This is a genomic window from Clostridium frigoris (assembly GCF_018861865.1).
Classification (GTDB): Bacteria; Bacillota; Clostridia; order Clostridiales; family Clostridiaceae; genus Clostridium_AD; species Clostridium_AD frigoris.
The window spans coordinates 196451-220944 of sequence record NZ_JAHLDV010000001.1; the positions used below are offsets into that span (position 1 = coordinate 196451).

Genomic DNA, 24494 nt, shown 5'->3' on the forward strand with positions numbered 1-24494 from the left:
AATGAAAAATATTTTTAAAAGTCCTAAAATAAATATGAAAAATGTTTTTAAAATTTACAAGAGAGATCTAAAAAATATAATATGTAGCTATGTAACACTAATTATAATACTTGGAGTATCTTTCTTACCATCGCTTTATGCATGGTTTAATATTGAAGCAGGTTGGGATCCATATTCAAAGACTAAAGGACTTTTAGTTGCAGTTGTTAATCTTGATAATGGTTCAACATTAAAAGGGACTAAAGTTAATATTGGAAATGATTTGGTAAAGAAATTAAGAACTAACGAGTCTATTGGTTGGACCTTTGTAAGTGATAGCGAGGCTAAAAAAGGTGTAAAATATGGTAAATACTATGCCAGTTTTACTATTCCTAAGGACTTTTCAAAAGATTTCCTTTCTATTACATCTTATTCTGACCCAATTAAAGCAAAATTAATTTATACTGTGAATGAAAAAGAAAATGCTATAGCTCCAAAAATAACAGGTAGTGGTGCAACTTCCCTGCAAGGACAAATCACACAAACTTTTATGGAAACAGCAAGTAAAACACTTTTTACTTATCTTAACCAAGTTGGAGGAGATCTTGAGAAGAGCAAACCGCAACTGGAAAGTCTTGCCAACACAGTAATTAGTGCAGATGATAATATGCCTAAAATTGAAAGTTCCATAAATGATATTTACAAGGAATCATTAATGTTTCAAAAATTAATGAAAAATGTCCAAGATGATATTCCTACTATATCGGGTGCCATAGACAATACTTTGGATATTACTAAAACAGGCAATAATTTTATGGAAAGTAAAAAGAGTTCACTTCAAAGTATATCTCCAATTATGAAGGCTGACCTTGCCCTTATAAAAAATAAAGCTGATACCGCTAAAGACTCTTTAAATGACTTTCAAGACTCAAAGGATTCAACTACTGAATCAGCTAGATCAGCTTTAGTTAAATCACGAGATAAATATACCGATGGAATACAGAAAATTGACAATGTACTAACTTTAAATAAATCAATAAATAATTCCTTAAACAGTACTGTTATTGGAAATTTCATTACTCGTCTTACAAATGTTAAAAATGAAATGACAAATCAGAAGGCAGATGTTAATTCTATGATTAATACTGTAGACAATAATAATGAGGTAATAAATAGTGATATAACAGCCGCGGTGCAAGGCGCCAATAAAACTTCAGTGTTAATGGATAATACCATGAATGCTTTTGACGGGGGAACCGGTCCAGCAATTGATGATGCTATGGACAATGCAAGTGGATTATCTAATAGTGCAATAGATATGTTACAAAATATACAAGGCAATATGCCCCTCATTAGTAGCATGCTTAATCAAACTAGTACTCAATTGGACTCAGGCGTAGACGGTTTAAAGGAAATAAAAGAAAAGTTTCCAAAACTAGATCAAGATATACATTCAAATGCAGTAAAATTAAGAAGCCTTACTGATGATGAAAAACTTAATGAACTTATAAAGATGCTAAAAAGGGATGGTAAAAAAGAAAGTGACTTCTTAGCAAACCCAATAGAGCTAGTACAGAATAAAGTCTATCCAATACCTAATTATGGTTCAGCTATGACCCCATTTTATACTATACTTGCTATTTGGGTAGGTGCATTTATATTAGTTTCAGTGTTAGCAGTTCATGTTAAAGACTTTAAGGATGGCACACTAATAAACACAAAAGAAAAATATTTAGGAAGATATTTTACATTTGTAAGCATTGGAATTCTTCAAGCTTTAATAACTATAGCAGGCAATCTATTTCTTCTAAAAACTTATGCAGTCTCCCCTATAGTTCTTACAATATTCGGGGTATATGTAAGCATTGTATTTACTACAATAATATATACACTTGTATCTGTTTTAGGTAATGGAGGCATAGCTCTCACTATGATTGCACTCGTACTACAAGTTTCAGGCTCAGGAGGAACATTTCCAATAGAATTACTGGGTGATTTCTTTCAATATATAAATCCTACGATGCCATTTACTTATGCCATAGGCGGAATGAGAGAAGCAACAGCAGGAATTATACCTGGGGTGTTAATTAAACATATTTTAATATTAGCTATATATTTCATTGTTTTTTTACTTCTTGGACTTTTCTTCAAAGAAAAAATAAACAAAAAAACTGCAGGCTTTGTAAAACAGTTCCATGAAAGTGGTTTAACAGGTAAATAATCTTTTACTAAAAAAAATGTATGAAATAGACATTGTTTGTCTATTGCATACATTTTTATTTTTCGTGCCTAACTATTAATTTATTAATTTATTAATTTATTTCTGGTATTTCAACTTCTACAGTACATATTTTCTCTTTGTAAAGGCCTGTTATAGTTGTTTTTCCAGGCTTTACAGCTGTTACAAGACCATTATTTACATCTACCTTAGCTATGGCAGGATTACTAGATGTCCAAGTTGTGTCATTTGTTACATCTATATCTTTATTTCCATATTGATCGGTGCCCAGCAATGTAATCTGTCCTGTTGTTTCATTAACAACATTTCCATATTCATCTCTACCAATTATTAATTGCACTCCCTCTACATCTTTGTTTTCATCAACCGTATCTTTAATTACTACCGACGAAGGAGTAACTATAAAAGCATCATCAGAGATTATTAGATTTATAGAATCTGTTTTACCATTAGCAGTAAGAAGACTTATCGTTATAATTGTATCACTACCAATACCAGTTACAGCAGCATTTACGCCAGCTTTTGCCTTAACATTTATTACTGAGCCATCTGTAGTTACAGTAACTAATTTAGAATCAGAAATTATTTTAATAGCCTCTGTGGGAACATCAATCTCTCCATCATTTACTTTATAAGTTAATGCTACCGATTGATCCATTACATCATCCTTAGCATCATTATATATTTTGTAGTTATTTTCAGTAAATGCTATTGAATTTATATTTGTATTATCACCAATGCTTATATTTGCAGTTGCTTTTATAACCTGATCATTTAATGATTTCACAACTATTGTATCAGTTCCTGTTGCTTCACCAAAATATGTTATATACATCTTTTTATCTCTATCATCATAAGAAACTGTTGCAGTAGTTTTGGTTCCGTATAATACGTTTAACATAGTAGGATCAGTAATAGCTTTTCCATATTGGTCAAGTATAACTATTTCTTTTTTCACACTAGCTCCTGGAATTATTGAAATTTTAGTGTCTTCAAGTGTTATAGATTTCACTTTACTCTTCGCCCTTACAGTTACGTCTAATGCATCTTTAATAACATCTGTTGAATTTATTGTTTTATTTCCAACTTTTACTGTGAGTATTGTATCCGACTCTAAGCTTCTAACTGAAGTAGCAGTTGGATCAAATTTTACAGCTATACCCTGAGCATCTTCTGCTGTAGCATCTATAATAATTCCGCTTGCATCATGTTTATAATAAACAAGACTTGCAAAACTTGCAAAACTTGTTTTGGCTTTATTTTTAGCCTCAATAGTCCATCCAGAAGTATCTGGAATTATTTCATCACCTGTGTTATCAACTACATCTAAAACCCTATAAACAGGACTCATCTCATTTGCTATTATACTATTGTCTACAATATTATTTCCAAGTTTAATAGATGCAAGTGTTGTAACTTCTGAAATAGCTACTACATCTCTAGTCGCAACTGTACCATTAACACTTAACCGCACTATGTAAGTTCCAGATTTTTTTGCATTAAATCTTAAGGATTTAACAACCGTCGTAGTTGCTGCTTGTCCATTTATATCTAACTTTTCAACTGTTAGGTTATTGTCTAGTACTCCGTTTTTGTAAACTAAAGCGGTAATATTATTACCATTCTGGTCTATAATCTCATTATGAGCATTTCTTATAACTAAATTTATTACTGACTTTGTATTAACTTTAAGTTTTTGTAATATTATAGCATCAATAGTTCTTGCAACTCCATTTAATGTAGTTGTCACATCAAATTTTGATGCCTTTATGGTACCTTCTGCGTCTATTGTCGTTCCTACATATGGAGTAACTTCATATGTTCCAGCTTTTGTTGATTTAGCACTGATTATAATATCATTTTTATCATCACTGCCGCCACGAAGATCAGCTGTAACTGTTACATCACTTGCAGCTGTACCACTTGTTTTAGCAATTATATTGAATTTAATCATATCAGTTGTTAATTTAGCACCATCGTTTTGTGTTATTTTATTATAAATAATATCTTCATTATTAAACGCTGTAATAGGTTTTTCAGTGGTTAAATCAAGTTGTATGAGTTTAGCTTTTCCTACCACAAAATTAGTGTTTACCTGGGATATTAATTTTGCGCTTGAATTAGTAGCATCTTTATCAAATTTATCAAGTTTTATTACTACGACATCATTTTCAACTAAATCTTTTTCTAATGTTACTTTTGCCATATTATTTTCTGTTGTTAATTTTACTTCAGTTTTGTTTATTGGTATTCCATTTATTGTTGCTGTTACCTTATATGAATCATCTGTTTTTATATTATATGCCTGCCCATACTGATCTACTGCTGTTAGATAGATAACGTTTGATGTATTAGTAATAGCGTTTGTAATACTTGTAAATGTTTTTGGATATAATGGTTCCTTAACATCTGCTACACTAGTATCTCCAGCATCAAATTTAGTTTCACCTTTAGCATTTTTATAAGCCACAGCAGGTATTAATCCCGAAGCTACCCTTTCTCCTGTAACATTATCTATCCAATTTTCATCAAAATCTTTAACATAAATTGCTCCACCTGCGGCTATTGCACTCGTAATTTCAGAAGCATTATCTGAATCATTAGCATAAGTTAAATCAAAAGCTTTACTTCCTATTACAACTGTTCCATTACCCATTGCTGCAAAAGCCGTGAAAGATATTGACCCAGCTATCATTAACGCAGCAAGTGTCGAACTTATAATTTTCTTATTCATATATTTTTGCCTCCGTCTATTTAGGTTTAATTTTATGTATACTCTTATACTCTTTTACACTTATATAACGCTTGTCCTGACAGTATAGTTGCATATTTTTCAAATGTTTTTATAAAAAAAGAAGATGTTTGGAATAAATTCATTCCAAACATCTTCTTTATAACTATTTATTTTAATTTATTGCATTTCAAAGGTAACAGTCCAAGTTGTTAAATCTGGTAATTGTTCACTAAGGCGCGCTTTTTCTATTAATACTTCACATATGCCTATTTTGAACGGACTTATTGTTTTATTTATATCTACAACATCAGCTATTATTACGTTATCATTTGCATCCTTTAACTTGAATGGGAACTTAGTAATTTCAGTTGCATTATTACTTCCATTATACATTAGTAACATTACTTTCAAATCATAATTATCAGTTTTTTCAACGCTATAAGGAAACATCTTTGAATATTTATTATTTTTAACAATATTCTTCTCGGAAAACTCTAACATCTTAGTAAGATCTAATTTAGATAAACCCTCTGGGATTTTTTCAAATCCTTCTTCCATTAATTTATCGTTTAAAATTTCTTTTGAATTCTTAACTGCTTTTTCCTTTAATTTTTTATCTGTTTTATTCTCATTGCCAACATTTAATATTTCACCATCTGGACAAACCTTATAAATAAAATTATCAGATAAATTTTGCTCAGACAAATCCTCAGTAGTTATAGTAACTAACCCACTTAATTTATCGTTTATAACAATAAAATCAATTCCAACATTTTGTATATCTACATTACTCATATATTTTTCCCTTCTCTTCGCCTCAGTATTTTTAATTTTAGCTAAATCTTTAATATATATTATTGTATCATAAAATCAATAACTATTGAACATTATACATTCTTAACTTATCAGCAACCATAGCTATAAATTCAGAATTACTAGGCTTACCTTTTTTATTAAATATTGTATAACCAAAAATTTTATTGATTTGCTCTTCTTTAAGCCCGCTCCATGCAATATCTAATGCATGCCTCATTGATCTTTCCACTCGACTTGGCGTAGTATTAAATTTCTTGCCTATAGCTGGATACAATTTTTTTGTTACCAATGATAAAAGTTCATTGTCATTAATAACCATAACTATTGCTTCTCTTATGTACATATATCCTTTTAAATTAGTAGGTATTCCAATCTGATGAATAATGCTGGTTATATCATTTATCATATCATCTTGACCAGATCCAGTTTTACTTATTTCCCGTGCGATATTATCAGAATAAATAGATGTTCCTACTACACTATTGTTATTACTAGTGTTATTTAACATCTGTCTTATCCTTTTAGTTAATATCGCCATATCAAAAGGCTTTACCACATAATAATCTGCCCCGAGATTTATGGCCTTTTGGGTTATTTTATCATTCCCAACTGCCGATAAAACTATGATATAAGGCTTTAAATTCGAATTCATCTCACTTAATCTCTCAAGGACCCCCAGTCCATCAAGGTTAGGCATAATTATATCAAGCACTAATAAATCAGGTTTCTTTTCGTAAGTAAGATCTATTGCCTTTATTCCATCTCCTGCAATACCAATAACATTAATATCCTTTTGATTTGATAGATATTCATTAAGAACATTACAAAATTCTTTGTTGTCATCTGCTATAATCACGTTTATCTCTTTATTTCCCATGTTTTGTAATCTCCTTTACATATCTATTAAAAACTATACTAATATACATGTTCGACAAGAAAATACAAATTCCTCTTTTTTAAAGAAAATATTGAAATATTTGTAATATTGTCTATTTTCTACTTATAAATTGATAGCTTGAAATAGTACCATTATATTGAAATTTATATACATGGTTAAAAGTTTTTTCATTAGATGCACCATACATATCTACAAAATTATATCTTTCACTAGTAGTAATACTTCCAGATTGAAGATCATCACTAATATTAAAATTTGTAATATATGCAGAAACAAGACTCTCTTGGTTCCCTTCTGCGTAAGAACCAGGTATATTTACTTGTTGTTGCTTATAAATTTCACTCTCATAAGTTAAGTAATAATCAATTAATGAAAAATTATTGGTATTAATAGCATCTGCAAGAGATGATGCATAGTTGTTTAAAAGATTACTTAATTGAGATTTAACATCCTCTAACTGAGCCTTAGCATTATTTTGATTATTAATTGCATCTTCAAAACTTATATTAATGTTTGTTGATCCTGCGGCCAATGAATATTCTTCACTCTTAAGTTTTTTTCCATCTACTGTAGTTGTAGCATATATCTTTGAATCACCATCTATAGGTCCAAAATTAGTAGCATCTTTAACCTTTAAGTTAGTATCTTTTGAATTAACAAATACTTCTGCATCAAGATAATCTGATGTTATATTTAAATAATCAATATCCTCAAATACATTTAATTTTGCTATTCCATCGCTAGTTTCTATAAGATTTACTGTATAAGGCTTACTTAAAGTAACATATTTACCTTTATAATTAGCTATAATTGAATAAGTTCCAGGAATGTATGGTCCAAATTCTTTGGTGGATTTATCCGTTTCACTCCTCCCTATTACAACATTATTAATTGAAAAGGAAACATCTTTTACAGTAGTAGTTATTTCAACAAATGATGGCTTAATACTTATCTTATAATTGGGGAAAATCAGAAACTTTTTTCCTACATTTGTTAATGTTAATGAATTGCTTGATGTTGTGCTAATATTATTAATATCTCTTGGGTTAAGTGCATCATTGTTTAGATTTTGAATAACTTCATTATAATATGAAGGACTTTTTGTTTAATTTAATAAACTACCATATTTATATACTATTGTTTTAACTACATCTACCATATGATAAGAAAATGTTAAAATAAATGCTATTAAAGAAATAACAGCAGCTGTTGATATAATTAAAACGTATAGGTTTGCATTTACCGCAAAACTGTCCTTAATTATAATGCCTAGTGTTGTAATTGAAATAAGAACACCTAAAATAACAAAAGCAATACCTAAATTTAATGAAAGGTATGAAAATAAAATTGATATAATTTCACAAACCATAATGGGTAAAGTTGAAATTAATACTGACTTAAAAATCATAAATGGTGTACATTTTACTTTTGCGAAAAAGCTTATTCCTAGATATATACAAATAAATAAGACTAAAAATCCTACTAAGTATAATTCACAATTTCCAATAAATATTTTACCGTATGGTATTGTATTCATATATTTAAATTTATCAATAGTATTGTTTATGGAGTACAAGGTACTAGTATCCACATTATATGATGGTGAACCTCCCCCAAATAAAACTGCTAACGAAGATATATTTCTATAAAAATTTGTGAAAATTATTGATACACTATTGATAATTTGATTAACTCTCCAAATTCCAAGTATACCTTGAAGGCATGTTAACATAATTAAAATAATTATAGCTGGTGTTTTTTGTGTTTTAGTTACAAATTCTTTACCACCTGAAACTGGATTTAAGACTGAGTTTTTAAAAATGTTGATTATTTCAGAAACGTTAATTTTATTGGCTACTGATTTAACCTGCTGAAATGTCTGGTCTATTTTTTCTTTGTTACGATTCTCATTTGAGGTTTGATTTACTTTCGTGCCACAATTTGGACAAAACTCACCATCGTTCTCAATTTTAGAACCGCATTTACTACAATATGTCATAATGTTCCCCCTTGAATAACTAAATAAAATAATTATTATTACTCTTACTTAATGTACTTCGTCATAAATTAGATTCTCTTAATAGTTTATTAAATATAATATACTCCTAATACTTCTAACAGAAATAAATTAAGCTGCATTGTTTTAGGCATTCTGAAGGTATTTTGAGTTTTACAACGAATATATGTTAAGTGTATAATATAAATAATAACACTAATATTATGCAATTATTTATATTTTAATTGAAACTATTACATATCGAAGTAACCAAAGTTGAAAAATAATAAATATAATACGAATTTGGGGGACTTAAATTGAAATTTTGTACTAAATGCGGAAAAGAAGTAATAGAAGAAGCACAATTTTGCACTAACTGTGGTAATAACCTTCGAGAAGAATCCACTGCCAAACCTAAAATAGATCCTCCTGTGGATCTAGATGCTACAAACCCATCACTTGATTATGATATAAACTCAGTTACTAGTGAGTCAAAATCAAATGAGAATGTTTCAGGACATTTAAAATTGTCAAAGAAAAACAAAATAGTCATGGCAGCATTTGCAGTTTTAATAATACTCTTAATTACTACTGTTAAAGTAGGTAATTCTTTATCTGATCCAGGTAAACTTGTAACAAGATTTCAGCAAGACATAAAAACAAACAATACTTCTGATTTAGAAAATATACTCTGCTCTAATGACACCAGACTAAACGTAGATAGTAAAAGCATTTCCCCCTTATTATCATATTTTAAAAGTAAACCTACATATTTAACGCAGGTTATGCAGGACTTAAATGCTGATGTTATGAGCCCTAAGGATATTAGTAGCCTTACCGCGAAGTCGGATCATACGTTAACTTTAGCCCGCGTTGGCAAAAGTTTTTTTATTTTTCCAAAATATAAAATAAACATTAAACCATCCTTTATTGACATAAAAACTACAGTTAAAGATGTTTCTTTTTCAATTAATAAAACTGTAATGGGTAAAAGTGATGCTGACAACTCCACAAAAGAATTTGGGCCGTACATGCCTGGCACTTATTCAATTTTAGCTAATTACAAAAATAAGTATATTACTTTAAGCAAACCTTACTTAGTTGATCTTATAGCTACAAATGGAGTTGCAAACATAAGTGTATTTGATGATATGACTTATTTAAATATAACTTCTGATAAGCCTGATGCTGACATTTTTGTTAACGGAAAAAATGTAAATGTGAAAGTTAAAAATGCTAGCCATTTTGGCCCTATAGATAGCTCATCAAAAATATATGCTACATGCAAAGTTGACGGCAAAACACTTACAAGTGACGAATACTTAGCTACAACAGATGATAAAGATGCTTATTTAAGTTTTGAGGGTGCCAGTAATACAATAAATGATATTCACGCACAGCTAGACAATCTTTTATACTACTACGCATCTAATATTGCACAAGCTGTAAATAATGGCACACCATCATATATTGATGCTTATGTAGCTTATGGGAGCTCACTATATAATACGCAACACTCATATATATCAAAAACATATGATTCTGGAATAAGAGAAAATTATATTGATTCTAAAATTATAAATTACAACATTAATGATGATAATAAATCGGGAACTATAACCTCTTCTGAATCTTATACCATATTTCATACCAATGGTAGTGAGACTCCCAGCACCTCGAGCTACATTTATGGTTTTAAATATGACGCTTCTATAGGATACCAGCTTACAAGTATAAGCAAAGCAAAATAAAGCTGTTGATTTTCATTCTTTGCTAGCTTACTTGATGCTTGAGACTTGACATTACCATAAATTGCTTTAAAATATAAATTGAGTCTAAATTGTAAGGAGGTGATTTTTCATGAAAAAGTTTCTATATATTACAATGGTGTTAGTTATATCTCTATCTTTTGTTGCCTGTGGTAGTAAGACCACTACAGATGCAAGTAATGATAGTAAAGCTACCACTACTACACCTGCTAAAACTCCTGTTAAAGCTAAAATAACATATACTAAAAATTTAGCATATCTTCCATCATATAGTGGAGTACAAGCTGCTAAATACACTGCTAAAACAAAGAAAGCACTTGCTACTTCTAAATATACCCTAAAAAATACAACAGATGCAAAGGTATTTACTAATTATCTAGCTATCTTAAAACAAGATGGTTGGACAATTACTGGATCCACAAAATCTACTGTAATATTTGCTAAAAAAGGTACACATACAGCAAATATTATAATTCAGAAAACCGGTAAAGATGTAATATTAATGATTTCATCTAAGTAATATAGTATTTATTGGGATAGTTATTCTACTATCCTTTTTTTATTACACTTGTATTCTTTGATGTGCTTCTACTTTATTTCCCGAGAAATATGTGAATTTTTACATAATATCTCAGTGCCTTTTGGTTTGTTATATATTAATGTAGAAACTTGCAACACTTTAATTTTAGTTGATTAATTAAATAAAAATAAAGATGCAACCAAACAATGGTTGCATCTTTTGTTACTTTTCCTATTTTTCTATATATAACCGCTTATCTAAGATTTAACACCCCTATATTAGTTTACTTGTGGCACTTCAACTTCTATAGTATATAAACTTCCTTTGTAAAAGCCTGTTACAGTTGTATTACCAGGTTTTACTGCTGTTACAACACCAGTCTTTACACCTACTGTAGCAATTTCCTCATTAGCCGAAGCCCAAGTTGTATCAGTTGTTACATCTACATCTTTATGTCCATATTGATCAATACCGAGTAATGTAATCTGTCCTACAGTCTCTTGAGTAACATTTCCATTTACATCTCTACCGATTATAAGTTGTGTCCCATCTAAATCTTTGTTTTCATCAACAGTATCTTTAATAGTTACTGTTGATTTAGTAGCTACTGGCACATCATCGCAGAATGTTAAATCTATTGAAGATGTTTTCCCGTTGGCTGTAAGAAGACTTATTGTTATAACCGCATCTTTGTCACCAATACCAGTTGTAGCATCATTAGCTTTTGCTTTAACATTTATTATTGAACCATTTTTAGTTACAGTAACTAACTTAGAATCGGCAATTACACTAATTGCACTTGCAGGAACATCTATGTCTCCACCATTCACTTTATAAGTTAATGATACATTTTGATCATTATCCTCACCAGCCGCATTATATACTTTATAATTATATGCATCAAATGCTATTGAATTTATATTTGTGTTATCACCAGTAGTTAGATTTATAGTTGCCTTAATAGCAGCATCAGCAACAGATTTTACAACTATTGTATCAGTTCCTGTGGATACCCCTGTATATGTTATATACATTTTTTTAGATGTCTCATCATAAGAAACTGCTGCAGTAGCTTTTATACCATTTACTACTGTAACCATAGCAGGATCCATTATAACTTTCCCATATTGGTCAAGTACAACTATTTCTTTTTTAACAGTCGCTCCCGGAATCAATGAAATTTTAGTGTCTGCAAGTGTTATAGATTTCACTGCACTCTTAGCTTTTACAGTTACGTTTAATGTATCTTTAATTACAGATGTTTCATTAATTGCTTTATTGGAAGCACTCACGACTAGTGTTGTGTCTGTTGCCAAATTTTTAACTGCGGTTGAACTTGGATCAAATTTCACAGCTATCCCCTCTGCATTAGCTATTGTAGAATTAACAATAACCCCTTTTGCATCATGTTTATAATAAACAATACTTGCAAAACTAGAATCAATAACATTTGCTCCATTTTTAGTTGAAATAGTCCAAGCTGCAATGTCAGGAGTTATTTCATCACCTTTATTGTCTTTAACACTTACAACTCTGTAAATAGGATTCGCTGCTCCTGATATTATAGTATTATCTACAATGTTGTTTCCAAGTTCAATAGAGTTAAGAGTCGTAACTTCTGCTCTCACTGCTACATCATAAGTTGCAACAGCATCCTTAACACTTATTCTCACTGTATAGTTTCCTGCTGCGCTAGCATCAAATCTTAATGCTTTAACTGGAGATGTTGTAGCTACCTGTCCATCTTTATCTAATTTTTCTACTTTAATATTGTCAGATAATACTCCATCTTTGTAAACTGCTGCAGTAACATTATCACCACTTACATCGATAGCTTCGTTATGCATATTTCTTATTACCAAGTTCGCTGCAAGTTTTGTATTAACTTTAAGTGTTGATATTGTCATTGGATCAATAACTGTTGCAACTCCATTTACCGAAGTTGTCACACTAAAAGCATTAGCCTTTACAGTTGTACTTGCATCAAATGTGGTTCCTACATATGGAGTAACTTCATATGTACCAGGTTTTATAGTTTTAGCACTGATTACTATATCATTTTTGTCAGTTCCACTTCCGCCTCTAAGTGATGCTGTAGCTGTTATGTCAGCAGCTGATGTGCCACTAGTTTTAGCAGTTATGTTGAATTTAAGCATATCTGGTGTTAAAACAGCACCTTCATTTTGAGTTATTTTATTATACTTAATTTCTTCGTTATTAAATGAAGCATCTGGGTTTTCAGATGTTAATTTAAACGCTGTAAGTTTAGTTACTGAAACTTCAACTGTATAAGTAGCTTTGTTACCATTTAAAATATTATAAGCAGTTATAGTTAATGTACCTGCTTTTATAGCTTTAAAATTAACCTTATTCCCAGTTGTATCTACTGTTAAATTACCACTATTGAGGTCTGAAGTACTATCAAGTAAACTCCCACCTGCATCAACTATCCATCTTATTTTGCTCGCTGTTAAATCTGCAGGATTATTATATTGGTCTCTCACATCGGCAGTTAATGTAACTGCTGCATCTCCTATTGAAACAGTTTCGGCTGATGCTTTTACAGACAAAATTGATTGTGGTGCTACTGCTGCATCCTTTGCTACTGTATAATTAGTACTTATTGAAGACACTACTTTAGCTGTAGTCGAGCTTGCTGTTTTATCAAACTTTTGGAGCATTATAACTACGACATCATTTTCAGCTAGTTTTTTGTTTAATGTTATTTGGGCCATATTATTAACTGTATCTAATGTTGTTTCGCTCTGGCTTAAAGGCATTCCATTCACTGTTGCTGTTATTTTATATGTAGAATCTGTTACTATATCAAAAGCTTCTCCATATTGATCAACTGCTGTTAAATAAACAACATTAGATGAATTTGTGATTGCATTTGTTATATTTGTAAATATTTTTGGATAAGATGTTTCCTTAATATCTGGTAAACTTACATCTGCACCGTCAAAGTTTACTGTTCCAGTAGCATTCTTATAAACTACAGCTGGTATAACACTAGCCTTAACAATTTCTCCTGTAACATTATCTATCCAGTCTCCGTTAAAGTCTTTAACATATACCATTCCACCTGTAGTTATTGAATTGATGATTTCATCAGAATTAGCTAAATCATTAGCATAAGCTAAATCAAACGCCTTGTTTCCTATAACAACCGTGCCATTGTCCATTGCTGCAAAAGTCGTGAAAGATGTTGACCCTGCTATTATTAACGCTGCAAGTGCTGAACCTGTAATTTTCTTATTCATATATTTATGCCTCCATTTATTTGGGTTTAATTTTAAAAGTGCATTTTTATTAAAATATTATAAAAACTTATAATTCTATGTTTACTGTTATACACTTAAATAACGCTTGTCCCAACATTATAGTTGCATGTTTTAAGAATGTTTTTAGAATCTTTTTTTTGACAAAATGCCCACTGTTGTTAAAAAAGAAGATGTTTAGAATAAATTTATTCTAAACATCTTCTTTATCATTAAACCACCTGCCAAAACTTACATCCAAGGCTAATTAAGTTCCTTATATTCCAAAAACTTGCCTTAACACAGAAAGATTTGTAGCATCAACATTCGCAGCTAATGTATACTTGAATTTATTTCTGCTTTGCGTATCCATTGTACTATAAATTGACTTAACGGATGCTTGATCTGAACTAGAATTATATGATGAATTTGATGCCATTTTACCCATAGATGTCTGCATCATTGATATCATCTGTTTTTCTTTTGAAGTCCCTGCCTGAGAATACGCACTACTTAAATCATCCTTAGCTTTTATTAATGAAGCACTTTTAGTAGCATTCTGCGTCTGAGATACTTTTGCCTTTTCTACCGCAAGCTTTTGTGCCTTTTCAGCCTGAGCTCTAATTCCCTCTAATTCTTTCTTTTTAGTACTGTCTGATGCATTACTAATGGCTCCATTAATTTGATTAAGACCCTTACTTATAATTTGTTTTTTTTCTTCTATTGATTTACCCTTAGAATTATCTATAATGTCTTGAATTTCTTTTAATTTTGCTTTTTCTGCCTCTCCAGTCATTAGAGCTGCGGCATCTTGTATCTTACTTTTCAATATATCTAGCTGCTTATCAATTTCTGCACCACTCATTTTAGTAATCTCTTGAAATGATTTTTTTAGACTCTTCTTTGGAGCCTGCGCAATTATTATATTATCTTTAATTTTAAGACTACTTATTTCAAACGGAAACATACTTGGGTCAACTTTTATTGAATTAGCCTCAACATAAAGTTTCTTATTATCAAGCTTTGTAATTTGAGAGATAACAAATTTATTAGGTAATCTAAGTTTTCCAATTTTAAAATTTTGCGCATCATACGTAACTTTTCCATTTAAAACACTTACTTTTCCCTTTGATGAAAATAATAAATCAAGATTCTTGTATTTTATAGGAGCCTCAATTAAAAGCTCATCATTTAAAATTTCTACATTAGCTCCTGTAAGAATTATATTTCCTTTAGTTATAGGCTTTGCAAAATATAAGGTAGTTAACTCATCCATATTCTCTTGCGTTAATTCGAATTCTCCACCTATTACCTGCACCTTTGCAAGTTTTCCTATAACCCCTGTGCTAGTTGTTTTTTTAAATGTCGCTCCACCAGTATATAATATCATGTATGCAAAAACTGCTAGTATACCTACTAAAATAATAAGTATTCCTATCAATTTATTCCTCTTAGCTCCCTTAGTTCTAGTCATATAGTTCCCCTCCTTTATTATAATTTACATTTACCATTGTACAAAACATGAATAATGCAGTCAATGAATAATCTATAAATATTGTAAAAACATTCCTTATGATATACATATAACCAAAAAAAACAAATGACGAGTATAAGCTCGCCATTTGCTAACAATCATTTTAACTTAAAATTTCGGGAGAGAACATTTTAAAGTTAATATGTTATTATTTTGTTGTATCGACACCTTTTAAATCATATAATACTTGCGAATTTTGCCCACCCATTTGATGAGAGTTTGAAGTGGTAACAGCTGTTTTACTAGTTGAAGTTGTTGCTGCCTTAGTAGAAGTTGTAGCAGTATCCTTCCATTTACTTTCAGGAACTATTGCACCAACTTTTTTAGCCCATGTCATGACATCATTAGTTGAACCTTGACCTCCTACCATTACATATCTAACTTCTCCACTCTTAACAAGTGCTTTAAACTGAGCGAGTGTTATCGCTTTATCAGTTCCAAAGAAACCCCAAGTCATTACAGCTTCACCGGTTTTGATTATTATATCTGATGCTGCACCACTGGTAGATGAAGTTACAAGAATATATTTTTCTGTAGTTTTATTAGCTTGTAAGAATTTTATTAACTTTGCATTACTTGATGTACTTGAGCCCCTCATTGAGCTTCCCATGCTTGAACTTCCAGTTTTAGAACTAGAAATTTTACTTAGTCCTGCAGCTGGCATTGATCCCATTGCACCAAACAAAGTAGTTACAGACAAAGTTATAGGGGTTATTAGAAGTCCTATTAAAGCAGTGGCTACTAACATCTTTGAAAGTCTCAAATTATTATTTTTCTTTACCTTAAGTACAATAAGTATTATTGATGATATAAAACATAAAACAGAAAGTGCTATCATTAAAATCTTAGTTATACTTGAAGTACTGTACATGTAAGATAAAATCAATAACTGTAGTGCTCCACTTATAATAAGTGCTGCTGGTAATATCCATGATTTCCAGGTACGCTCAATGTAAAGCTCCCACATAGAAACAATGCCTATTCCTGATAATGCTGCAATTGGTGCAGCAATCATAGTTAAATAATAAGGATGGAATGTACCTGTTGTGAAACTGAAATATATAAATTCAGGTAATAACCACATTGACCATAATAGTAAATCCAATTTTCTCTTGTTATTAAAAGCAGGTTTGAATTTTTCCTTTAGAGCTGCTGCGAGGATTCCAAGAACTGCAAGAGGAAATAACCAAATTATTTGAGTAGACAACCCATTATTTGAGAATAATCTTGCAAAGCTAGCTGGTTCGGCACCACCCATGGTGCTGTTACCTCCACCACCAGATTTTCCACTTTGACCGCCGCCACTTGGCATTCCACTAGGTCTAGTACCTGTAGGAGGGGTACCTCCCTGCACTCCGCCTTGAGGGTTTGTATTACTAGAAGTTGTAGTTTCAACTTGAGTTTTAGCGCTACCTCCACGCGTACCAGTAGTAGTGGTTCCAAGTCCAAGTCGTTCTAGTCCATTATGTCCAATTATAAGTTCTAGTTCTGAGTTATTTGTACTGCTGCCTACATAAGGTCTATTTGCAGCAGGTATTAAATCTACAACTATAGCCCATGAGAATGAAACGACAAGTAATACAAGGGTTCCACAGATAAGATGAATTATTCTCTTTTTAAGAGAAATAGCATTTGATAAAAGGTAAACTAAATATATAGCTGGAATAACCATATAAGCTTGAAGCATTTTTATGTTAAAACCAATACCTACAATAGCAAGTCCTATTAGGAGATATTTAAATTTCCCTTTTTGCGCTGCTATAGATATAAACCAACATGCGATTAGAAGAGTTAAAACAAGTAAATTATCACATGTATTATTTCTACTTACTGCAACAAAAATTGGAGTCGTTGCAAGAAACAGTGCTGAGAGAAGTCCCGCCGTAGTTCCAAAAGATCTATTAACAATTTTATATATTACGAAAACTGAGATTACTCCCGCAAGAGCCTGTGGAAGAATAATACTCCATCCACTATATCCAAATATTTTAGCAGAAATAGCTTGAAGCCAAAACCCTAAAGGCGGTTTATCAATGGTTACAAAGCTTGCTGGGTCAAAAGATACGAAAAAGAAATTCTTAAGACTCAAAGTCATACTTTTAACGCCCGCAGCATAATACGCATTTGAATATCCATTTACACCTAGATTAGCAAAATTTAAAATTGCAGATAATATTAAGATTAATGACAGTAAAATCTTTTCCTTATAAAGTTTTAATTTTTCCATTTTTATTTGCCCCTTTTTAGAATGAGTCCCAACATTTATAAATTATTATATTTAAATAATAACAAAGGAATGTATAAAAAATATCACATAACTATGTGAAAAATATGTTAATTATTATTATGACAAGCAAAAAAAGACACCGAATTATTCAGTGTCTTTAAATATATGCTTATTCCTCACAACGCTACATCACTGCTAAGTTGTTCCGCGAACTACAATACTCGGTGAAAAATATATTTTCGAATTATCTATTGATTCTCCTTTTATAATATCTATTATTAGTTTGCAAGCCTCTTGTCCCATACTATAAATAGGTTGTTGAATTGTTGTAAGTTCTGGTTCAATCATTTTAGATAATTCTATTCCATCGAAACCCATTATTACAATGTCTTCAGGGATTTTATATCCTCTTCTTTTAAGAGTTTTCATTCCCCCTATAGCCATTATGTCGTTGGAATAAAAAATAGCATCAACAGTTGTACATTCATCAATTATATGATTAGTTACTTCAATACCACCTTCTAAAGTAAATGTACTTTCAAAAATTAATGATTTATTGTAAATTCCGTATTTAGTCATACTCTCTTTGTATCCATTTATTCTTTCTTTATTTATAGTTATTTTCTTTGGCCCTGATACAAATACTATGTTTTTCTTATTTTTACCATACAAATATTCTATTCCACATTGTATTCCCTTTTTATTGTCAAAATAAACACCAGGATAATCTTCAAAACCTTTAATATACCTATCTACAAATACAAATGGTATATCATTTAGTTTTAATAATTTAGCACTATCCTCACTTTCTTGTCCTGGTATTAAAATTATCCCATCAATTAATTTACTTATTAAAAGTTTTACATACTTCTTTTCCTTATTTGCATTATTATCAGAATTACAGAGTATCACATTATACCCTAATTTATTTGCAACATCTTCTATAGCCCTTGATAACTCTGAGAAGAATGGATTTGTTATATCTGGCATAATTATTGCAATACTTCCAGACTTTTTAGTCTTTAAACCCCTAGCGATATTGTTAGGAATATATCCAGTTTCCTCTATTACTTTATAAATTCTCTTTTTAGTTTCTTCACTTATATTATCGTCCTTCTTATTGATAACCAAAGATACTGTGGTTTTTGAGACACCTACTTTTTCTGCAATATCTTTCATTGTTATCTTATTCATTATTTAACTACCTCAATTCTTCATAGAATATACAACTATATAATTTTAATTATATATTAATAATCTACAATTGACCAATAGACCTCATCATTTTTATTTTTTAGTCTTTACATATAATTTTAAGTCAACTCCGATTTCCTTAGCAACACTTGCGCCACTTAATATCTTTTTGACATTTTCTATAGCCATACTTCCCATTAACTTTGGTTGTTGTGCTACTGTAGCTGTCATTTCACCGGCATCTACAGCTTTTTTTGCATCGTCGCCTCCGTCAAATCCAACAACTATAGCTTTTTTACCTGAAGTACCTAATGCTTTAACAGCTCCTAATGCCATCTCATCATTTTGTGCAAAAATAGCCTGAATATTAGAATTTGATTGTAGCATATTTTCAGTTACAGTTAGTCCCTTTTGTCTATCAAAATCAGCTGGTTGAGATGATACAACCTTTAAGTTTTTGTCTACATCAACTATATTATGAAACCCTTTTCCTCTATCACGTGTTGCAGAAGCACCTGTTGTTCCTTGAAGTTCTGCTATATTACCTTTATCACCAAGTTGCTCTTTTATAAAGTTACCTGCCATTTCTCCACCTTTTACATTATCTGAAGCTATATGACAAACTACTTCTCCTCCATTAGATTTTCTATCTACAGTTATTAATGGAATTTTTTCGTTATTAGCTTCCATAACTGAACTTTGAGCTGCATCACTATCCACGGGATTAAGTATTATAGCACTAACTCCCTTTTGCAATAAATCTTGAACGTTTGAAAGCTCTTTTGATGAATCATTTTGTGAGTCTACAACTAATAATTGATATCCTAATTCTTTTGCCTTAGCTTCAGCACCTGCTTTTAGTGTTACAAAGAAAGGATTGTTTAAAGTTGAAACAACCATACCTATTTTTTTAGAATCAGATTTTTTACTTGGAGTTGAAGTGGTACTGCTAGATCCACATCCTACAAGTACACCCACTGTCATAGTTGTTATCATTGCCACCGAAACTAGTTTCATTAATTTTTTCATTAATTTGCCCCCTAATTAATATTTTATTTCTTGTTTTAGTTAGTCTTTTTCTTCTCAATCAAAACTGCCAATAGTATTACTAACCCTTTTACTATAGTTTGATAAAAAGCTGAAACATCCATAAGATTTAGCCCATTACTTAAAACTCCAATAATTAATACACCTATTATTGTTCCAAATATTGTTCCTTCTCCCCCTACCAAGTTTGCTCCTCCAATAACTATTGCAGCTATTGCATCTAATTCATATCCATTCCCAGCCGTTGGAGCAGCAGACCCTATTCTACTCGTAACAATTATTCCAGCTATTGCAGCCGTAGCACCCGATATAATGTATGCCCAGGTTTTAACGTTATTAACACTTATACCAGAAAGTCTTGATGAATCTTCATTTCCACCTACCGCATATATATATCTTCCATACCTCGTTTGTGTCAAAACATACGCACAAATTGCAAATACAATTATGGTAATAATAACTGGAACGGGTATTCCGAGTATTCTACTATTTGTTAATTTAATAAAATCATAACCTAACCCAGATATAGGATTACCTTCAGTAAATACATAGGTAACTCCCCTAAATACAGTTTGTGTAGCCAAAGTAGCTACAAATGCTTGAACTCTTCCTTTTGCAACAATTATTCCATTAATGAACCCTACAAAAACTCCTGTAAATAATGCTGCTAGTATTCCTAGTGGTATACTTCCTGTATTTTTTATAGTTGCAGCAGCAACTGCACCCGCTATTGCAACAATTGAACCTACTGATAAATCTATCCCACCTGTAAGTATTACAAAAGTCATACCTAATGATATAACTGCATTCACAGAAATTTGAGTAAATAAATTTCTTAAATTTGATACCTGTAGAAATGTTGGTGAAATTATACTAACAATTATGCATAATATAGCTAATGCTAAAACGGATTTATATTTTAATAAATTATCTTTTATATTCGTCATTTTAACCCTCCCGTGCAAGTCTTATACTCTTTTTTATTCTCCAATAGCTAATTTCATTATGCTTTCTTGAGTAGCCTCTTCCCTACTTAACTCCCCAGTTATTTTCCCCTCGTGCATAACTACTATTCTGTCTGATATTCCAAGTACTTCTGACATATCCGAAGAAATCATAATAACTGCTTTTCCTTCTGATTTTAACTGATTTAATACGTCATATATCTCTTTTTTTGCCCCTACATCTATACCTCTTGTGGGTTCATCTATTATTAAAACTTTAGGAGACTGTATAAGCCACTTTGCTATAATAACCTTTTGTTGATTTCCACCACTTAAATTCTTTATTAATTGGTCTTGAGTAGGTGTTTTAATCCATAATTTCTTAATATATTTTTCAACTATATTTTTTTCATCTATTTTACTTATACAAAACATTTTCTTTTCAAACCTATCCAAAGAAGCTAATGTCATATTCTCTTTTACAGATAAAGGGAGTATTAGTCCTTCTTTTTTTCTATCTTCCGACAAGTATGCTACTCCGTTATTTATTGCATCTTTAGGACAATTAATATTTATTTGTTTTCCATTCATCTCAATAGAGCCACTAGTTTTTTTATATTCCCCAAAAATAACCTTTGCAACTTCTGATCTACCTGCACCCATAAGTCCTGATATTCCAAGGATTTCTCCTGCTCTTACTTCTAAATTAATTGATTTTAAAACACCCTCTAAACAAATATCCTTTAATTTTAATATAGGGGTTACATTAGTAGGCTCTTTATATGGGTATTGTTCTTCCATTTTTCTTCCTACCATCATAGTTATTAAATCGTCTTTATTGACATCGTTTACTTTGACTTCGCCTACATATTTACCATCTCTTATAACATTTATTCTATCGCAAATTGCAAAAATCTCGTCCAATCTATGAGATATATATATTATTGCTATGTCCCTACTTTTAAGCAGCTTAACAACTTTAAAAAGCTTCTCTGTTTCAGTATCTGTTAAGGCTGATGTTGGCTCATCCATAACTATGATATTGGAGTTTTTTGAAATTGCTTTTACTATTTCAAGCATTTGCATTTCTCCAATACTTATATTTTTAACGTACTCCTGTGGATCAACGTTACTACCTATTTGTTTAAGATAATCTTTACACATAATGTTCATTGCTTTTTTATCTAACTTTTTAGTTAATTTATTAATTTTCTCATTTCCTAAAAACAAATTTTCTGCGACTGTTAAATTGGGGATAACACTTAACTCTTGGTGTATTATTGATATGCCTAATTTTTCAGCTTCCTTAACATTTTTTATATCTACCTCGGAACCTTGTATAACAACTTTCCCATCATCCTTTTGATAAACGCCACCTAAAATTTTAATTAATGTAGATTTTCCTGCACCGTTTTCCCCTAAAAGAGCTAGTACTTCTCCCTTATATAAGCTCAAATTTATATCCTGAAGTGCCTTTACTCCAGGAAAACATTTGGATATACCTTTCATCTCAAGAAAAGGAATCTTTCTTTCCATAGTTACTCCTCCTTAAAAAATTACTCCAGATTTAAGAATTATATTAGCATAAGGAGTTTGCTCTCCAGTTCTAATTACAGCCTTACAATCATTTAACATTGTTTTTAATTCCTCATGAGTTATAAACGTAAATTTTACATTTTCAAATTGTTCTTTTATTTGTGCAAAAACTTTAGGATTATTTTCTTCTATTTCTGAGGCCAAAATTATTTCTTCTACTTGAAGTTCTAACAATACATTCTTTAGTGTTTCTATAAAACTAGGAATGCCTTTTGATAATGCCATATCTATCCTTTTGGTTTTATCAGGTATTGGTAATCCACAATCTCCTATAGCAATTAAATCTTTATGTCCCATTTTTGCTACCACGCTAGATATCTCTCCATTTAAAATTCCTGTTTTTTTCATGCTCACTGCTCCTTATAAATTTCATTAATCTCTTTTAAAAGTGGTATTGAAGCTTGTGCTCCTTCTCTTTGAACTACTATAGCTGAAACTCTATTTGCAAATTTAACTGCTTCTACAAGAGTTTTAATATTTAAATTAGATTTTGTTAACTTAGTTGCTATTGCTCCTATAAATGAATCTCCAGCTGCAGTACTATCCACAGCATTAACTTTGTATGCTGGTATTAACACTTCTGATTTCTTTGTTATCACCGCTGCGCCCATGCTACCTAAGGTAATAATTACATACTTAACTTTATTATCTAAAAAAGTATTCGCAGCTTGCTTTGCACTTTCTAAATCTACAACATTTACCCCTGTAAGTGTTGTAGCTTCTGTCTCATTAGGCACTATGATGTCTGTGCATGCAAATAATTCTTTAGGAATCTCTTTTGCTGGGGCAGGATTTAAAATTGTAATAACCCCATTTTCTTTTGCTAGTTTAAACGCTTTCATTGTAACCTCAATAGGTGTTTCAAATTGTGCTACTATTATGTCACTACTAACTATAACTTCTTTACACTTATCTATTTCTTCTAAATTAAGAGTCATATTTGCACCTGCTACAACAATTATTGAATTATTACCTTTATTATCTACAGTAATTATTGCTGTACCTGTTGGTTTAACATCATCTTTAAAAATACTATTGACATTTATACCTTCTTTGCCCAGGGCATCTACTATTTGCGATCCATTAGAATCTTGGCCTATTTTGCCTATCATATATACTTCTGACCCTAGTCTTCTCGCTGCAACGGCTTGATTAGCGCCTTTGCCGCCATGTGCTAATTTAAAGTTTTCACTAAAAATAGTTTCTCCAACCAGTGGCATTTTATTTATAGAAACCACCATATCCATATTGATACTTCCAAGAATACAAACCTTATTCATAAGCTCACCTCTTTTTAGTTAACCGATTAAGTAATACGGTTAACTTGATTATAAAACCATATTACTTAGATGTCAATACTTCTAAATATATTTCTTGTAAATGTTTTCATAAAGTTAAAATATATATAATATCAACGAAAAAACTACCGAAATATAGTTTTCGGTAGTTCCCATTCATAGATTTCGATACTTAATTAATAACTAGACTAGTTACATCTATGGCGAAATTAACTTGTTATTTTATAGCTCTATTTTCAATAATTACATTACCTATCTTATTAATTGTTCCTTCTGTATGTGCAACTTTATAAGTAATATTATCAATCTCTGCTTTATGTGTAGTATTACTGTGTTCAATAGCTTTTACAACAGAAAATATTTCATCTTGTCTTGCTTCCATAGCGTCTAATTTCTTCATTAACATTTCGAACATTTTCTTTGTTTCATTATCCATTTTAAAT

Annotated in this window: 18 protein-coding genes and 1 pseudogene; 3 read left to right on the top strand and 16 right to left on the bottom strand. The window is 30.9% G+C overall.

What is annotated here, in order from left to right; all coding sequences use genetic code 11:
• Position 1: 1 nt before the first annotated feature.
• The gene (locus KPL37_RS00840; protein WP_216145295.1) at positions 2-2200 is read left to right on the top strand and encodes a YhgE/Pip domain-containing protein; all 2199 of its coding nucleotides are present in this window, start codon (positions 2-4) and stop codon (positions 2198-2200) included.
• A gap of 91 nt (positions 2201-2291) precedes the next feature.
• Here the strand turns inward: KPL37_RS00840 and KPL37_RS00845 are convergent, their stop codons facing one another.
• The 6 genes and pseudogenes from KPL37_RS00845 to KPL37_RS00870 all read right to left on the bottom strand — a co-directional run bounded on the left by KPL37_RS00845 (position 2292) and on the right by KPL37_RS00870 (position 8665).
• Positions 2292-4952 (bottom strand): Ig-like domain-containing protein, encoded by a 2661-nt coding sequence (locus tag KPL37_RS00845; RefSeq protein ID WP_216145297.1) that lies wholly within the window; start codon positions 4950-4952, stop codon positions 2292-2294.
• Between the two features lie 177 nt (positions 4953-5129).
• Complete coding sequence (locus tag KPL37_RS00850) at positions 5130-5747, bottom strand: SLAP domain-containing protein (RefSeq protein WP_216145299.1); 618 nt, start codon at positions 5745-5747, stop codon at positions 5130-5132.
• A gap of 82 nt (positions 5748-5829) precedes the next feature.
• Complete coding sequence (gene spo0A / locus KPL37_RS00855; protein ID WP_216145301.1) at positions 5830-6645, bottom strand: sporulation transcription factor Spo0A; 816 nt, start codon at positions 6643-6645, stop codon at positions 5830-5832.
• A 112-nt stretch (positions 6646-6757) separates the two neighbouring features.
• Complete coding sequence (locus tag KPL37_RS00860; RefSeq protein WP_216145303.1) at positions 6758-7198, bottom strand: TcaA NTF2-like domain-containing protein; 441 nt, start codon at positions 7196-7198, stop codon at positions 6758-6760.
• A 24-nt stretch (positions 7199-7222) separates the two neighbouring features.
• Positions 7223-7741, bottom strand: a pseudogene (locus KPL37_RS20355) (TcaA 3rd/4th domain-containing protein); the annotation flags it as partial.
• A 30-nt stretch (positions 7742-7771) separates the two neighbouring features.
• Positions 7772-8665 (bottom strand): zinc ribbon domain-containing protein, encoded by an 894-nt coding sequence (locus KPL37_RS00870; RefSeq protein ID WP_216145306.1) that lies wholly within the window; start codon positions 8663-8665, stop codon positions 7772-7774.
• Between the two features lie 314 nt (positions 8666-8979).
• Here KPL37_RS00870 and KPL37_RS00875 point away from each other — a divergent pair, with 314 nt between their 5' ends.
• Together KPL37_RS00875 and KPL37_RS00880 are read left to right on the top strand one after the other, a co-directional pair.
• A complete protein-coding gene (locus tag KPL37_RS00875; RefSeq protein ID WP_216145307.1) occupies positions 8980-10413 on the top strand; it encodes a zinc ribbon domain-containing protein in 1434 nt (477 codons plus the stop codon).
• Positions 10414-10522: 109 nt separating this feature from the next.
• Positions 10523-10951: a hypothetical protein gene (locus KPL37_RS00880; protein ID WP_216145308.1), complete on the top strand. Its 429-nt coding sequence runs from the start codon at positions 10523-10525 to the stop codon at positions 10949-10951.
• A 278-nt stretch (positions 10952-11229) separates the two neighbouring features.
• Here KPL37_RS00880 and KPL37_RS00885 read toward each other — a convergent pair whose 3' ends face one another.
• The 10 genes from KPL37_RS00885 to KPL37_RS00930 all read right to left on the bottom strand — a co-directional run bounded on the left by KPL37_RS00885 (position 11230) and on the right by KPL37_RS00930 (position 24487).
• Positions 11230-14214 carry an Ig-like domain-containing protein gene (locus KPL37_RS00885; protein ID WP_216145309.1) on the bottom strand — a complete coding sequence of 995 codons (2985 nt, stop codon included), beginning with the start codon at positions 14212-14214 and terminating at the stop codon, positions 11230-11232.
• Between the two features lie 274 nt (positions 14215-14488).
• Positions 14489-15685 carry a hypothetical protein gene (locus KPL37_RS00890; protein WP_216145310.1) on the bottom strand — a complete coding sequence of 399 codons (1197 nt, stop codon included), beginning with the start codon at positions 15683-15685 and terminating at the stop codon, positions 14489-14491.
• A 208-nt stretch (positions 15686-15893) separates the two neighbouring features.
• A complete protein-coding gene (locus tag KPL37_RS00895) occupies positions 15894-17972 on the bottom strand; it encodes a glycosyltransferase family 39 protein (RefSeq protein ID WP_216145311.1) in 2079 nt (692 codons plus the stop codon).
• A 195-nt stretch (positions 17973-18167) separates the two neighbouring features.
• Positions 18168-19166 carry a LacI family DNA-binding transcriptional regulator gene (locus tag KPL37_RS00900; RefSeq protein WP_216145313.1) on the bottom strand — a complete coding sequence of 333 codons (999 nt, stop codon included), beginning with the start codon at positions 19164-19166 and terminating at the stop codon, positions 18168-18170.
• 93 nt (positions 19167-19259) lie between these two features.
• Complete coding sequence (gene rbsB, locus KPL37_RS00905) at positions 19260-20195, bottom strand: ribose ABC transporter substrate-binding protein RbsB (protein WP_216145314.1); 936 nt, start codon at positions 20193-20195, stop codon at positions 19260-19262.
• A 35-nt stretch (positions 20196-20230) separates the two neighbouring features.
• On the bottom strand, positions 20231-21160 hold the full coding sequence (locus tag KPL37_RS00910; protein WP_216145315.1) for an ABC transporter permease: 930 nt from the start codon (positions 21158-21160) through the stop codon (positions 20231-20233).
• Between the two features lie 33 nt (positions 21161-21193).
• Positions 21194-22693 (bottom strand): sugar ABC transporter ATP-binding protein, encoded by a 1500-nt coding sequence (locus tag KPL37_RS00915; protein WP_216145316.1) that lies wholly within the window; start codon positions 22691-22693, stop codon positions 21194-21196.
• A gap of 12 nt (positions 22694-22705) precedes the next feature.
• Positions 22706-23101: a D-ribose pyranase gene (gene rbsD, locus KPL37_RS00920; RefSeq protein WP_216145317.1), complete on the bottom strand. Its 396-nt coding sequence runs from the start codon at positions 23099-23101 to the stop codon at positions 22706-22708.
• A gap of 2 nt (positions 23102-23103) precedes the next feature.
• Complete coding sequence (gene rbsK, locus KPL37_RS00925) at positions 23104-24033, bottom strand: ribokinase (protein WP_216145318.1); 930 nt, start codon at positions 24031-24033, stop codon at positions 23104-23106.
• Positions 24034-24268: 235 nt separating this feature from the next.
• A complete protein-coding gene (locus KPL37_RS00930) occupies positions 24269-24487 on the bottom strand; it encodes a M domain protein (RefSeq protein ID WP_216145319.1) in 219 nt (72 codons plus the stop codon).
• Between the last annotated feature and the right edge of the window lie 7 nt (positions 24488-24494).

Bases quoted from the DNA above. Each gene is read 5' to 3' on its own strand.
- KPL37_RS00840 (WP_216145295.1), top strand. From the start codon at position 2: ATGAAAAATATTTTTAAAAGTCCTAAAATAAATATGAAAAATGTTTTT.
- KPL37_RS00845 (WP_216145297.1), bottom strand. From the start codon at position 4,952: ATGAATAAGAAAATTATAAGTTCGACACTTGCTGCGTTAATGATAGCT.
- rbsD (WP_216145317.1), bottom strand. From the start codon at position 23,101: ATGAAAAAAACAGGAATTTTAAATGGAGAGATATCTAGCGTGGTAGCA.
- KPL37_RS00890 (WP_216145310.1), bottom strand. From the start codon at position 15,685: ATGACTAGAACTAAGGGAGCTAAGAGGAATAAATTGATAGGAATACTT.
- KPL37_RS00900 (WP_216145313.1), bottom strand. From the start codon at position 19,166: ATGAATAAGATAACAATGAAAGATATTGCAGAAAAAGTAGGTGTCTCA.
- KPL37_RS00915 (WP_216145316.1), bottom strand. From the start codon at position 22,693: ATGGAAAGAAAGATTCCTTTTCTTGAGATGAAAGGTATATCCAAATGT.
- rbsB (WP_216145314.1), bottom strand. From the start codon at position 20,195: ATGAAAAAATTAATGAAACTAGTTTCGGTGGCAATGATAACAACTATG.
- KPL37_RS00895 (WP_216145311.1), bottom strand. From the start codon at position 17,972: ATGGAAAAATTAAAACTTTATAAGGAAAAGATTTTACTGTCATTAATC.
- KPL37_RS00870 (WP_216145306.1), bottom strand. From the start codon at position 8,665: ATGACATATTGTAGTAAATGCGGTTCTAAAATTGAGAACGATGGTGAG.
- KPL37_RS00930 (WP_216145319.1), bottom strand. From the start codon at position 24,487: ATGGATAATGAAACAAAGAAAATGTTCGAAATGTTAATGAAGAAATTA.
- spo0A (WP_216145301.1), bottom strand. From the start codon at position 6,645: ATGGGAAATAAAGAGATAAACGTGATTATAGCAGATGACAACAAAGAA.
- rbsK (WP_216145318.1), bottom strand. From the start codon at position 24,033: ATGAATAAGGTTTGTATTCTTGGAAGTATCAATATGGATATGGTGGTT.
- KPL37_RS00850 (WP_216145299.1), bottom strand. From the start codon at position 5,747: ATGAGTAATGTAGATATACAAAATGTTGGAATTGATTTTATTGTTATA.
- KPL37_RS00910 (WP_216145315.1), bottom strand. From the start codon at position 21,160: ATGACGAATATAAAAGATAATTTATTAAAATATAAATCCGTTTTAGCA.
- KPL37_RS00885 (WP_216145309.1), bottom strand. From the start codon at position 14,214: ATGAATAAGAAAATTACAGGTTCAGCACTTGCAGCGTTAATAATAGCA.
- KPL37_RS00880 (WP_216145308.1), top strand. From the start codon at position 10,523: ATGAAAAAGTTTCTATATATTACAATGGTGTTAGTTATATCTCTATCT.